Source organism: Brochothrix sp. (genome assembly GCF_017549435.1).
Taxonomy (GTDB): domain Bacteria; phylum Bacillota; class Bacilli; order Lactobacillales; family Listeriaceae; genus Brochothrix; species Brochothrix thermosphacta.
On sequence record NZ_JAFYUW010000081.1, the window covers coordinates 1 to 14,008 of the forward strand.

Annotated in this window: 14 protein-coding genes; 2 read left to right on the forward strand and 12 right to left on the reverse strand. The window is 36.2% G+C overall.

The annotated features are described in order from the left end of the window. The 3 genes from IKV95_RS05345 to nagA form a co-directional block, all read right to left on the reverse strand. The coding region (locus tag IKV95_RS05345) for a GNAT family N-acetyltransferase (RefSeq protein ID WP_029092517.1) at window positions 1-409 on the reverse strand (409 nt) is incomplete at its 3' end. Window positions 410-583: 174 nt separating this feature from the next. Continuing rightward, window positions 584-1,294, reverse strand: a complete 711-nt coding sequence (locus IKV95_RS05350) for a glucosamine-6-phosphate deaminase (RefSeq protein ID WP_029092518.1) — start codon at window positions 1,292-1,294, stop codon at window positions 584-586. Beyond that, window positions 1,295-2,440 (reverse strand): N-acetylglucosamine-6-phosphate deacetylase, encoded by a 1,146-nt coding sequence (gene nagA / locus IKV95_RS05355; RefSeq protein ID WP_287451483.1) that lies wholly within the window; start codon window positions 2,438-2,440, stop codon window positions 1,295-1,297. A gap of 249 nt (window positions 2,441-2,689) precedes the next feature. Here nagA and IKV95_RS05360 point away from each other — a divergent pair, with 249 nt between their 5' ends. Continuing rightward, the gene (locus IKV95_RS05360; RefSeq protein WP_287451484.1) at window positions 2,690-3,382 is read left to right on the forward strand and encodes a DsbA family oxidoreductase; all 693 of its coding nucleotides are present in this window, start codon (window positions 2,690-2,692) and stop codon (window positions 3,380-3,382) included. A gap of 63 nt (window positions 3,383-3,445) precedes the next feature. On the opposite strand, the gene IKV95_RS05365 is transcribed toward IKV95_RS05360, so the two are convergent. From IKV95_RS05365 to IKV95_RS05400, 8 genes are all read right to left on the reverse strand, one after another. Beyond that, on the reverse strand, window positions 3,446-3,745 hold the full coding sequence (locus tag IKV95_RS05365; RefSeq protein WP_036027739.1) for a rhodanese-like domain-containing protein: 300 nt from the start codon (window positions 3,743-3,745) through the stop codon (window positions 3,446-3,448). A gap of 779 nt (window positions 3,746-4,524) precedes the next feature. Then, window positions 4,525-5,124 (reverse strand): ECF transporter S component, encoded by a 600-nt coding sequence (locus IKV95_RS05370; RefSeq protein ID WP_069132235.1) that lies wholly within the window; start codon window positions 5,122-5,124, stop codon window positions 4,525-4,527. Between the two features lie 965 nt (window positions 5,125-6,089). Continuing rightward, the gene (locus IKV95_RS05375) at window positions 6,090-6,980 is read right to left on the reverse strand and encodes an ABC transporter permease (protein ID WP_029092522.1); all 891 of its coding nucleotides are present in this window, start codon (window positions 6,978-6,980) and stop codon (window positions 6,090-6,092) included. Window positions 6,981-6,987: 7 nt separating this feature from the next. Next, entirely contained in the window at window positions 6,988-7,938 is a 951-nt protein-coding gene (locus IKV95_RS05380) for an ABC transporter permease (RefSeq protein ID WP_069120717.1), read from the reverse strand. Between the two features lie 88 nt (window positions 7,939-8,026). Beyond that, on the reverse strand, window positions 8,027-9,601 hold the full coding sequence (locus tag IKV95_RS05385; RefSeq protein WP_029092524.1) for an ABC transporter substrate-binding protein: 1,575 nt from the start codon (window positions 9,599-9,601) through the stop codon (window positions 8,027-8,029). A gap of 129 nt (window positions 9,602-9,730) precedes the next feature. After that, the gene (locus IKV95_RS05390; protein ID WP_029092525.1) at window positions 9,731-10,891 is read right to left on the reverse strand and encodes an MFS transporter; all 1,161 of its coding nucleotides are present in this window, start codon (window positions 10,889-10,891) and stop codon (window positions 9,731-9,733) included. A gap of 183 nt (window positions 10,892-11,074) precedes the next feature. After that, window positions 11,075-12,316 (reverse strand): Y-family DNA polymerase, encoded by a 1,242-nt coding sequence (locus tag IKV95_RS05395; RefSeq protein ID WP_081312133.1) that lies wholly within the window; start codon window positions 12,314-12,316, stop codon window positions 11,075-11,077. A gap of 20 nt (window positions 12,317-12,336) precedes the next feature. Next, window positions 12,337-12,660 (reverse strand): hypothetical protein, encoded by a 324-nt coding sequence (locus IKV95_RS05400; protein ID WP_141690173.1) that lies wholly within the window; start codon window positions 12,658-12,660, stop codon window positions 12,337-12,339. 219 nt (window positions 12,661-12,879) lie between these two features. Here IKV95_RS05400 and IKV95_RS05405 point away from each other — a divergent pair, with 219 nt between their 5' ends. Next, window positions 12,880-13,416 carry a hypothetical protein gene (locus tag IKV95_RS05405; protein ID WP_029092527.1) on the forward strand — a complete coding sequence of 179 codons (537 nt, stop codon included), beginning with the start codon at window positions 12,880-12,882 and terminating at the stop codon, window positions 13,414-13,416. An 83-nt stretch (window positions 13,417-13,499) separates the two neighbouring features. Here IKV95_RS05405 and IKV95_RS05410 read toward each other — a convergent pair whose 3' ends face one another. Beyond that, the gene (locus IKV95_RS05410; RefSeq protein ID WP_029092528.1) at window positions 13,500-14,003 is read right to left on the reverse strand and encodes a DUF1648 domain-containing protein; all 504 of its coding nucleotides are present in this window, start codon (window positions 14,001-14,003) and stop codon (window positions 13,500-13,502) included. Window positions 14,004-14,008 lie beyond the last annotated feature (5 nt).

Here is a 14,008-nt window from a genome sequence, read left to right on the forward strand (position 1 = left end):
ACTTTTTTTGACGTTCATAATACATTCCACGGCCACTTGGACCAACCGGTTCAAAACGATACTGCGCATACAATTTATGCGCTTCGCCATCGGCAATCAAACTCACATAACTGTCTTCAAATATTGCCGTCTCAATATATGTAGTAATATGTTCCATAATTTTCTTTCCTAGTCCTTTACCTTGATGATCTGGTCGCACTGCAATATCCACCACTTGGAAATTACAACCACCGTCACCGATAATACGCCCCATTGCAATCAATTCATTGTCATCCGAACGAATCGTTGCCGTGAAAATACTATTTGCTAGCCCTATTTCAGCATGTTCTATTTTACGTGGTGATAAACCTGCCGCTACCCTTAAACCAACAAACTCTGTTGCCGTTGGTGTATCATAAAGCACTCTCATCTGCTAGCCCCCTTTTTCAGTTACAATTGTTATTTCTTTTCTATACTAGCATATTTACTTTTACCCTTTCAATGATTCGCGCTTTGAAAAAAGCTAATTTAAAGCACTTTAATTGAACAAAAAAACACCCCAATAAAATTTATCAGGATGTCACTTATTATTATTTAGTATGTATTACTTCGACAACAAACTTGCTGCTGCTTCGTCTAAGAACACCATAACGTTATCGTGGCTTTGCAATGCTGTTGCAGGCACTTCATTCGTTACTGGTCCTTCAATCATCGCTTTAATTGCTGCTGCTTTTTCTTCACCAAAAGCTAATAAAACAATTTTCTTACTTTTCAAAATTGAACCAATTCCCATTGAGTAAGCTTCTGTTGGCACTTCATCGATTGAATCGAAAAAGCGAGCATTTGCTTCTAATGTTGCTTCTGTTAATTTAACACGTTGTGTTGTTCCTTCAAAAGAAGCTCCTGGTTCGTTAAAACCAATATGACCGTTTCCACCTATACCTAATAATTGCCAATCAAGTGGGTTTTCATCTAATACTTTATCATAACGTGCACATTCAGCTTCAGAATCTTCAGCTAAACCATTTGGTAAATAATGTTTTTCAAATTTAACTGAATCAAAAAGATTTTCATGCATGAAGTAATTGTAGCTTTGATCATGGTCTGGCGCTAAACCAACATATTCATCTAAGTTAACTGTTGTGATATTTTCACAATTTGGTTGTGCTTCACGTGCATATTTGTAAAAATCTAACGGTGTTGAACCTGTTGCTAAACCAATTGTTTTAATGTCACCTTTACTAATATCGTTAGCAAATACCTCGTACGCTTCTTTTGATGCTTCTGCTTTTGTTTTACTTACAAAAATTTTCATTTATTTTTCCTCCCATTGATAACGGCGTCCAATTGAATAAGTTTCAGAAACTTGCATTTCCGTATTTAAAAGTACGAAATCAGCATCTTTGCCTTCAACAATATCGCCTTTATGTGCTAAATTAAATTCTTTTGCTGGATTGTATGATGTCATTTGGATTGCGTCTGCAATTGAACAACCTGTAAATAACATCATATTGCGGAATGCATCATCCATTGTTAAAACACTACCTGCTAATGTGCCGTCTTCAAGACGTGCCTGTTTATCTTTAACATAAACAGTTTGACCACCTAGTTCAGATACACCCTCTTCTAAACCTTTTGCTCGCATTGAATCGGTAATAACCGTAATGTGGTCTACACCTTTCATTTGATAGGCTAACTTCACCATATCAGGTGTCACGTGAATACCATCAACAATCAACTCGGCCATAATATTACGTTCTAATAACGCATGTCCTACTGTCCCAGCTTCACGGTGGTGAAGCCCACGTGAGGCATTAAATAAGTGCGTTGCGTGACTGACTTTACTTTGCGCAAGCTGTGCACGAGTCGCATCAGTATGTCCCATTGACGGAATAATATGATGTTCAACAAGGTAATCTTCAAAAACACGTGTGTTTTCATTTTCTGGTGCATATGTTACCAAACGAATTAAATTGTTTGCTGCTGCGTTCCAGCGTTTAAACTCTTCTAAATCAGGCGCTTTAATATATTCTTCTGGTTGAGCACCTTTATGTATCACTGATACATAAGGGCCTTCAAGATGAATCCCTTGAATTTGTGGAATACGCGTTGCAGACTCCGCAATATTTGCTAAAGCTTTTTCAATTGCTTCTGGTGCTTGTGTCATTGTCGTTGGGAAAATTGATGTAATCCCTTCTTGTAACATTGAATTAATTTGAATTTCTAATTTTTCAGGATCAGCATCCATTACATCAAATGAATAACCACCATGAGTGTGCACATCGATGAACCCTGGAATCAATCGACTACCTTTTGGCGCGTTAATGATTTCTTCACCGGCTACAGCCACGTACTCATCCATAATGCCTATTTTTTTTATTTTTTCATCGAAGCGAATGTATCCGTTTTCAATAACACCATCATGTGTATAAATAGTTACGTCTTTCATTACTTTTAACATCTACTTCTCCTCCATTCAGAATAAAAGGTCTATACCAATATAATAAAACGAATTACACTATTTGTAAACCTTTTCTGCTTATAATTTTGAAATTAATTTCTTTTCGAAGAATAAACACACGAAATATTCACAATTACTTAGTTTTACCCTCTTTTGAGCAACATAATTGCTTTTCCTGTTAATTTAGCTAAACTAGAGTTATACACTTACTTTTTAGAAGTGACTACTAATTATTAAAGGAGCGTTTTTATGAAAGTTGAAATTTGGTCTGATTATGCCTGTCCATTTTGTTATATAGGTAAACGTAACTTTGAGGCCGCTGTGGATGGTGATGAGAACATTGAAGTTTCTTATCGTAGTTTTGAACTTGATCCTACTGCACCTGCTGAAAAATTAGCACCCTTACGCGAAATGTTATCTGAAAAATATAATGTTTCTGTTGAAGAAGCTGATGCCATGAACGCAAATGTTATTAATATGGCAAAACAAGCTGGTTTGGATTATGATTTCGATCATATCAAACCTACAAACACATTAAAAATGCATCGTTTAAGTCATTACGCTCGTGAAGAAGGCAAAGAAGCCGAGTTGACTGAAAAAGGACTTGATGCTTATTTCACAAAAGGTGCTTATCTTAATGACAACAGTACTTTATTAGAACTTGCGGATGCAGCAGGACTTGATTCTGAAAAAGCAGAAGCAGTCTTACGTTCAGATGCATACACAAAAGGTGTTCGTGATGATCAACAACGTGCACGTGATTTAGGTATTTCAGGTGTTCCTTTCTTCTTATTCGACGGTAAGTACGCTGTTTCTGGCGCTCAACCGACTGCTCAATTTAAAGCAGTGATTCAACAAATCAAAGAAAAAGAAAAAATTGTTCAACCCGAAAAACTTATTCCTGATGCAGCTGATTGTGCAGATGGTTCTTGTAATATCTAACAAAAAAAGAAGACTTCCTCATTAAAGGAAAGTCTTCTTTTTTTATTATCACTATCTGCTTGATTAACCTTCAACAACGTCTCCAGGCCATGCTGACATGCCGCCCATTACATTTGTCACATCATACCCCTCGTCCGTTAAAAGTTCACACGCTCGAGCTGAACGGCCTCCTGCTAAACAGATAACATGATAAGACTCTTTTTTATCTAAACGTGCTAATTCTTCACTTAAAATTGATAGTGGCACTGATATAGCACCTTCTATATGACCATCACTAAATTCATCGCTTTCTCGAACATCAAGAAGCATAAGCGGTTGTTGTTTGAATGCTTGTTCAAATGCTGGCATTGTTACTGATTTCATTAGTTATTCCACCTTTTCTACTTGTCTATGGGTCTAATACAGGCTGAGCCTATTCACCCTACATCCACTTACTATTATAACAAGCACTACTTTTAATTCATAACAAACAAGCTCAGTGTTTTCAAAACAATGTTCTCACAACCTAACAGAACATATGCTTTTTTCTAATGCTACCTCATCTAATACAAACAAGATTAAAACTCGTTACCTCTAAATATTAATATCTTTAATGTTGCTTTCTGCATCCAGAACTCCAAGCTTACTTTATCAAAACTTCATAAACGTAAAAAAATACGGCGAGACCTGAAATTTAAATCAGAAATAGACATCCTCTAGCAATCTAAACTTACTTCACCAAAATTTCATAAGCACATAAAAAAACTCACTGGACCTGAAAATAAAATTGGAGTATAGACATCCTCTAGCAACCTAAACTTACTTTATCAAAATTTCATAAACACATAAAAAAATCACTAGACCTGAAAATCAAATTGGAGTATAGACATGGACCAGTCTATAACAATTTAATTTCATTAGTCTAATGAGTGAGATTTTTAGTATTTCAATTGGGATAAAGTAGAACGAGCTTATCTTTCTTTCGGTGATCAGTCTATGACGATTAAAATTTCTAGCCTAAAGCGCCGTATTTTTATGGTATTCCAATTGAGATAAAGCAGTTAGAACGTTACTCTTAAGTTATAAACAAATGAAATGGCACTCAATTGCTCACGCAACAATGCCAGCAGCTTATCGTTCTTTCACTTATTCCACTTTTATTTTCACTTCAGTCGGTTTCGCCAGCGTCCCATTAATGGGCGTGCAATAATTGGTACAACAATTCCGGCGAAGACTGCTTCAAATATACCGTTAGTACCTACTATTGCCAATAACGCTCCTATAACCTGATCGTTAGCAATGTTTGAAACACTTGCATAAACTTCTTTATAAAACACATAGATCAACCCTAAGACTAGCACAGTATTAACAAGTGAACCTATCACTCCTGATAATACTAACGCCAACGAGCGTCGCATCTTTAACTTAGTAAACCCATTATAGGCATAACCTGCCAATAATCCAATTAAAATTCTTGGCAAAATAGAAATAATCGGATTTGTGAAAACATAAGCAGCCATTGGACTTGTTGGCATTGTGTAAGCTCGTATAAAAACAATGAGTCCCCAAATACCTCCAATAATGGCTCCTTCTTTCGGTCCTAAAACTACTGCTGCTACAATTACCGTTACAGGGATAATTGTAATATTTAATACGCCTAATGGAATATATCCAAGAAAAGGCACAAAAGTTTGAATAATAATAATTGCTGATAATACACCGAGTAACGTTAAACGTAATGTTTTGTTTTTTGAATTCTGCATAGCGTCTCCTCCTTTATAAAAAATAATTATAGACTATATTTCACTTTTTAGCTATCCTGTCATTTTACCCATTACAAATGTAATGAAAAACGCCTGTTCTATAACATCTCAGAGTAGCCCTGTTTTTAAATATATATTTCTTGAAAAATAGCAACCTCCTAAAACAGACCATTTTCAAAGGTGTCTCTCTTATGAAAATTTCATAATCAAAAAAATCAGATCTAAAAATCAAGTTTTAAATAGCAAGGTCTCTACCGCTTTTTGTCTCCAAAATCCAAAACTAAAACATTGAATTAGTACTCTTAAGGAATTGATATAAGGATTGGTACTCTTACTGCTTAACACATGGTTTGGTACTCGCTTTCGCTCCGTCCGTTTGGTGCTCTTACTACTTAACACATGGTTTGGTACTCGCTTTCGCTCCGTCCCATACTACTCCCGTAAAGCGGATAAATCCGCTACGGTAGTAGCACCCATACTGTTCTCGTAAGCGAATAAATTCGCTACGATAACAGTAATTTCAAAAATACCATCCTGACAAAATGTCAAAATGGTATTTTCTCAAGCCTCTTCAGTTTTAAATAGGTGTGAAAGTGCTTTCGCTACTCTCCAGCAAAAGCCAAACAACTCCTGCTAAATTTCACTCTCTCAACCCGATGAAAAGAGTCGCTCATTCAAGAGTTCCAATTTCTTTGGCGCTGAACGTTTGGTTTTACTTTTATTTGTATCTAGCACTTCAAGCCAAAACTTGTGAGATTTCAAAGAGACTCATAGCGATAAAAATAATCGCTAATCATTCTTTTCCAATCTCTTCAGTTCTGAGTGGGCTTGAGAGTGCCTTTATTTGTGTCTAGCAAATGCCAAACAACTCCTGCTAAATTTCACTCTCTCAATCAGACGAAAAGAGTCGCTCATTCAAGAGTTCCAATTTTTTTAGAGCTGAACGTTTGGTTTTGCTTTCGCATTTATCTAGCCATTGCTTTTCTAAATACATCTCCTAAAATGTTGAATGACAAAATTGTCAGTAAAATTAGCAGTCCTGGGAAAATAGCTAGGTAGGTAGCATCTCCCATGTAACCTTGTGCATTGTTCAACATACTTCCCCATGAAGCATTTGGTTGTTGAACGCCAAGTCCTAAGAAGCTCAATGCTGATTCTGTTAAGATAGCCCCAGCGACATTAAGAGATGCTGCAACTACTATAGAAGGTATCGCATTAGGAATAATATGCTTCAAAATGATACGCATAAATCCTGCACCAGAGGATTGAGCATACATGACGAATTCACGCCCTTTTAAGGTTAGTGTTTCAGCACGAACAATCCGAGCCACATCCATCCACGAAAGCAAACCAATGATAACAATAATATTTCCAATTCCTGGTTTTAAGTAAGCATTTAAAATCATCAAAAGGAAAAATGATGGAATTGACATAAAAATATCAAGGAATCGCATCATTAAATTATCAATCACTCCGCCAAAATAACCACTGATTGTTCCTGCAAGCGTACCTACAACAATGGCGATTATCATGGATAATACACCTACTGCAATTGAAATACGCCCACCATATAGAACCCTCGTGAAATAATCACGGCCGTGATCATCCGTTCCAAACCAGTGAGAACCACTAGGCGGTAAGAGCTTATCTTGGATGGATAAAGCATTTTGATCATAGGGTGTTAAAAAGGCTAACAGTGAGGCAACGCTCAAAATCACTAGTACACTGATTGCAAATATTGCACGTTTATCTGCTAAAATAAATCGCCAAGTACTGCTATTACGTGTTTTTTGCACAACGCCTGCTTCTTTAACAAAGCCTTCATTATGTTTTTTTACAAATTCAAAGCCTGACATCGTTCCCTCACTCCTTTTCCCTGATGCGCGGATCAATTATTGTGTATGCTATATCTGCTAATAAGTTTCCGATTATTAATAATAATGCCGAGAATAAAGTAATTGCCATGATAACTGGATAATCTAATTGGAAGATGGCATTAATACCTAAACTTCCCATACCCGGCCATGAAAAAATACTTTCAGTAATAAACGCGCCACTAATAATTTGCGGCAAAGACATACCTAATAACGTAATAACTGGCAACAACGCATTTTTTAATACGTGTCGTGCTAAAACATGTAATTTAGATAAGCCTTTTGCATAACCAAACAACACGTAATCCTCTTTTAATTGATTGATTGTATTCGAACGTACGTAACGGTAATACGAAGCGCACCCTTGAAAAGTTAATGTGACTACAGGCAAAACAGCATGCCATGCCATATCCGAAAACGAGGTTTCGCCAATCGTTCGCATCCCTAAACTAGGGAACCATCCTAGTCGAATCGAAAAGAAATCAATTAAAATCATCCCAAACCAGAATACTGGTATCGAGATACCTACATACGAAAGACCATTCAGAAACTTATCGATCCAACGATCTTCATAAGCTGCTGCTACCAATCCTAATGGGATTGATAATAACAATGTTAAAAAGAGCGATGTCCCCATTAAACCTAAAGTTGCAGGAATACGTTCCAAAATTTGTTCCAGTACAGGTTGGCTATTGCTGATTGAATACCCAAAGTTTCCTTGGAATACATTGGCTAACCAGCGAATATACTGCACATAAATGGGTTGATCTAATCCTAAACTTTGACGAATACGTTCGACATCATCAGGGTTCATGTCAGGTGTCACAAAGGAGTTAATCGGATCACCAGGTGCGAGTTTGATGAGCGCAAATGAAATTAACGAAATGACAAATAACATCGGTATCATTTGTAAGACGCGCTTTATTATTGTTCGGATCATTCTATATCTCCTACCTTTTTCCTAAAGAGTAAAAAACTGGTCACCCACACAGAGGTGGTCGACCAGTTTTTTTAACAGCTGATGCCTGTTATTTTTTCAAATAAAGTTTAGAGTAATCTTTAAACATTGATACAGGTTGTGGTTCTGCTTCTTTAACACCTGCAAAACGTTTATCTAATGCCAATACCGCATTATCATATGAAATTGGGTAAATGACTGCATTGTCAGCAATGTTTTTTTGAACATCAACATAAACTGCTTCACGCGCTTTATCATCAACAGTAACGGCACCTTTATTGAATAGTTCATCTAACTTTTTATCGTGGTTGTTACTATAGTTATATGGTGAATCACTAAGGAATAATGTTTTGTATGCATCTGGATCATTACCCATGATATAACCATTAATTGCAATTGAGTAATCTTTATTTTTACGGTCTAACGTAATGTTGCTTAACGCATTCGGGTCAGTTGGTTTCAATTCCAAGTTCACACCGATTTTTTTGTATTCTTGTTGTACATAAAGCGCAATACTTTCTTGTGCTTTACTGTTGTTCAAGTAATAAATACTTAATTTCGTTGATTTATCAAAACCACTTTTATCAACTAACTCTTTTGCTTTATCTAAGTTAGTATTATAAGTTTCAACGTCTTTAGTGAAGAATTTTGTGTTCTCTGTTAAGAATGAACTTGCTGGTTTTGCATATTCATCTGAACCATATGCTGCATCAATTAATTCTTTACGATCAAGTGCATAAGATAATGCTTGACGTAATTCTTTTGATTTTAAAGCTTCTTGATTTTGGTTAAATGCTAAGTAGCTTAAACGGTTTTCTGGGTATGTGATAATATCAACATCACTAGCTTTTTCAACCTTTTTACGATCAGCTGGTTGAATTGATTTTAAATTAATTTCACCGTTTTGTAAAGCTAGATTTGCTGCATTTTGGTCTTTTGTGATACGGAATGTTAATTTAGCTAATTTTGGTTTACCACCAAAATAATCATCAAAACGTTTTAATGCAACATATTCACCTGATTTATATTCAACAAATTGGAAAGGTCCAGAACCTACTGGTTTTTTATTTTTATCACTTTTCTCAATATTGTCAACACCTGCAAAAATATGTTCAGGGATTGGGTAGAATGTGTTTAATGTCTCTTCAAAAGCTGGAGATGCTGTTGGTAATGTAAATTTAACGGTTGTTTTATCTACCGCTTCTACTTTTAATGGTTTGCCATCAAAAACAAATTTACCACGGTTAGAAGAGTTTTGTTTCTCATCTAAAGTTGATTCAACTGTAAATACAACATCTTTAGCTGTTAAATCTTTACCATCATGCCATTTCAAGCCATCTTTTAATTTAACTGTATACACAAGACTGTCATCAGAAACATCGAGGCTTTTAGCTAATGCTGGTTTACCATCAAGTTCCCAAAATAACGGTGCATAAAGTGCTTCTTGCAAAGTTAAAGTAACACGATCTGAAGCGTAGTTTGGGTTCATAACACTCGGGTCACCTGCTACACCAATAATGAGTGAACCATCTGGATCTACTCCACCTTTACCAGACGACTCTTTTGTTGAACTGCCTGAATTACCACACGCCGCTAACACCACTGCAAAAACAGCGATTAACGTACCTAATAAAACTTTTTTCATTTTATTTCTCCCCCTAAACATCTCTTTTTCTACACTTTTCCAATTCCAAGTGAACGAGTGTGAATTAAATATAATTTACAATTATTTAGACTAATTGTCAAGCTTCTTATCTTTTTATTTTATCTTCTTTTAAACAATCTGTTTCCGTTTGTCGTAAGATATCTGAGCTAAAAGTAAGACAAGTCCAACCAAAGATAAAAGCGGTGCTGTTAAAACAACGAATTGTAAAGGCAATACTGTAATAATTATTCCTCCAAAGAAAGCTCCTAATGCATTTCCCACATTCATTGCCGACTGATTCAATGTACTCCCCAGCGTTGGCGCTTGTAGAGATAATTTCATGCTTCTAAATTGTAAACTTGGTGTCAAACCAAAAGCGATGATACCAAAGATAAATACACCAAACGGCACCAAATAGAAATTGAATTGTATAAAATAAAGGACTACAAACCAGATTTCTAATAATACAAGCAGAATAATCAGACCTTTATTAATATTCCAGTCAGCAATTCTACCACCGACCAAGTTACCAATCGTTACACCCACACCAAAAATGATCAAGACAAGAGCAACACCATTATCGTCGTAGCCACTTACTTCTCGTAAAATCGGTGAAATATAAGTGAAAAAGGCAAACACACTACTAAAACTGAATGTCGAAATCAATAGCGTCGTCCACATACTACCGGATTTCAAAATACTCAGTTCTGTTTTAATCGAGACTTCTTTACGTTGTTCGGCTGCTGGAACAAACTTCCATATGCCCGCAAAAGCAATGATACCAATAACAGAAATAATCAAGAAACTTGCACGCCATCCCCATTGTTGACCAATAATCGTCCCAAAAGGTACCCCGATAATATTAGCAACGGCCAAACCAGAAAACATTAACGCCATTGCACTTGCTTGGCGATTTTTTGGAACAAGACTCGCTGCGATAATCGCACCTAAGCCAAAGAATGACCCGTGAGCAAAAGCTGTGACAATTCGACTTAACATCATCACGCCATAGTTATCAGCAACACCTGCGATGGCATTGCCTATTATAAAGATGGCCATTAATATTAAAAGCGTTGTTTTTCGCTTTAATTTATAGGTTAGTAAAACAACAATTGGACCACCTATAGCCACACTTAGTGCATACATTGTAATCAATTGTCCTGCTTGAGTCACGCTTACTTTCAAATCTGTTGCTACTTCGGTTAATAGTCCCATAATAACAAATTCTGTCATTCCGATAGCAAATGCACCAATCACGAGCATCCAAATTGGCAATGGGTATTTTTTCATACACGATACCTTTCATTTATATATGTAAACTCGTTTAGTTTGAAACTTCAATTTATCAAACAATTTGCCTAATATACAAACGTCTCTCTTATTTTTTGATAGTAACTTTCTTTATGTCGAAACTAATTCTATCATTTTATCTGTCATCAAGTTAGTATTTTGTCTCGAAAAAACAAATTATTTTTAATGACCGCCTACAAGGCGTGAACGTTTAATCGCGGTCGCCCCTTCAGACAAGCTGCTAGCATGTATTAATGCCCGATAACCATAACGTTCTCTAATCAAGTCAATCGTACGTTCTAAACGTTCATTTGCGACAGTTTCTTCTATTATTTCAAACAAGTTAAGCTGCGAAGTTTTTTTAGCTGCGGTTTTACCACAGCTTATAGATATACGACGCACCGGTCCCTCTTGATAATTATCTTCAAATAATTTAACGGCGACTACTTGTAACTTTGTCGTGGAACTCGTTGCATTAATTTTGCGTTGAATAGAAAAGCTAGCGACTTCACTGCCTTTTGAATAATTGATTGCTAGATGCAAAACTTCACAATCTCGTTGATGTTTTCGTAAACGCGTAGCAACCTTATCAACCATTTCACGAATAACAACCAGCACCTCTGCTGGATTATGATAATCACGTTCCAAAATTTGAGACGTACCATAACTTGTACTTACTGGTTGTATGCGTTCTGCTAAGATAGAATAATCAATTCCATGCGCATGATAATAAAGTTGTTCGCCTATAATACCTAATTTTTTTTGCAGACTTGCCACATCTGTCTCTGCCAACGCTTTGACAGTAAAGATACCCATTTTTTGTAATGTTCTTTCTGTACGATGACCAATCCCCCACATCGCAGATAATGGATGAATCGCCCAAATTTTCGCTATATCTTGGTAGCTCCAATATGCTAAGTAAGGGTATTTTTCTTTTGCCTCATGATCCAATGCTAACTTAGCTAATAAAGGGTTATCACCAATTCCAACGCAAACAACCAAACCCAGTTCTTTAAAAATAGTTGTTTGAATAGCTCTCGCAATTTCTAAAGTTGTTCCGAACAGCGTGTGAGAATGCGTGACATCAATAAAGCTCTCATCAATGCTATATGGAAACCAGTTAATATCATCCGTATAACGTTTTAAAATCGTATTAACTTTTAAATTCATCTTTATATAATCATTCATTCTTGGTTCAACGATGGTAACAGGCCATTCTGGTTGTATCTCATATCGTCTCGTACCCGTTTTAATGCCATATTCTGCCTTTGCTCGCGGCGAAGATGCTAAAACAAGTCCTCCCGCTGAATCGCCACGACTCATTACGACCACTAAACTTTCTAAAGGATGCTCACCTCTTCTAACACTTTCAACACTTGCAAAAAAAGATTTACAGTCTATGCAAAGAATATCGCGTTTTGGCATTTCTTCATAAATAAAGTTCTTCATTCATACCACTTTTTTTCTGTTGTCAGAGTAACATGCCTTATTTCTGCAAGAGGAACACTGCAATAACCATTTGTCTCTTCATCTAATAGATACACCACCGTTGAATGATAACCCATGACGATTCCACTCATAGCAGATTGATAACTACCGTTTATCATAATATTTTGTTGAATGTTTACAGGGGTTTTATTCAACCAACTAGCCTCTAACCTTTTACTGATAACATCTAAAGATTGTTGTTCCTCAACTGGACCTTTTTCATTTGACAACGCTAAGGCCTCATTGTGTTCACTAAGAAAAAAACCTTGCCACTTCAGCATTTTCCGATCATTATATAGCATTCCATCACCTCTCACAAACAAGAACATACGTTCGCTTTTTACTTCATTTTACACGAACTCACCTTCTTTATGCAAATTAAACTTCTTTTGCGACAATCATCAAACGAAATATCCGTGCTATTACTACTTTACTTTTAGTCGTCCTTCAACTGAAATAATGCTATAATAATACTATTATGTAAAAAAAGGAGTAACTTCATGAATCACAACTTTTGGTTTATTTTCTTCGCTCAAATTCTATTTTGGCTTGTGTTTTTTTCAGCATTTATCAGCCGTTATCTCTTCAAATCAAAGAAATTAAGCGTCACCTTATTTATCGGCACTCTATTCATTGATTTTGCGTTACTATTTGCAACCACAATTGCAATAAAAGATGGAACAATCGCAACAATCTATCATGGACTAGCAGCAGTATATATTGGTCTTGTGCTTTTTTGTGGCCGTTCTATTCTTGCTTGGATTGACAATAAATTTAAGCCTGCTACCGAAAAACAGTTGCCTATCGCACAACAATTAACTGGAAAGTCTTTAGCCCGTTATAAATTAAAGGGCTCGCTTCGCCATCTGTACGCTTGTTTCTTTGGATCAATTTTGTTAATTATTATGGTGCTTCAAATTGACAACACGAGTCACACAAAAGGGCTCACCGATGTTATTAACCTGTGGCTATTCTTTTTATCACTTGATTTCTTATATTCACTAACATTCTACTTTTGGCCAAAAAAAAATAAATAAAGCGCCAACCCATCGATTTTCCGATAAGGTTGACACTTCATTTACAAGTTAACGCTTACCTCTAAAAGAGGGGAAGCGTTTTTTTATTGTTTTTTTGGTTTAAAGCGTCGTAAACTGACTAGTGCAGCAATCATCGCAAGTATTCCTAAAATAACGACGATAATAATGCTTTGGAAAAGGAGCGGATACACATCCCCTAACGCCCGGTTCATCACATCTAGAGAAAGCAATGCAAATACAACACTAATAAATAAATTCGTAACGGCTAATAGTGAACATGAAAACCGGTATTGAGCCGTTTTATTTTCTTCTCTTAAGTAATAATAATTATGCAGTTCTGGCCGATCACTCAAAATAAAGAGTAACACCCACATAAATAGTGAGATAGCAGGTAAAAACCAAACACTGCCTTTTCCACCCCACCCGTCAATTTCACCGCTAAAATTGAAATGCATCGGTACCACTTGTGGCAACTGTTGATACATAAATGCGACATAAAACGCTGTTGCTGCAGTGATTGCTAAACTAATCCAAGTACACCATTGTTGTAGAGGTGTGCGTTGATAACTTTCAGTCTTTTCCTTCATTAAAT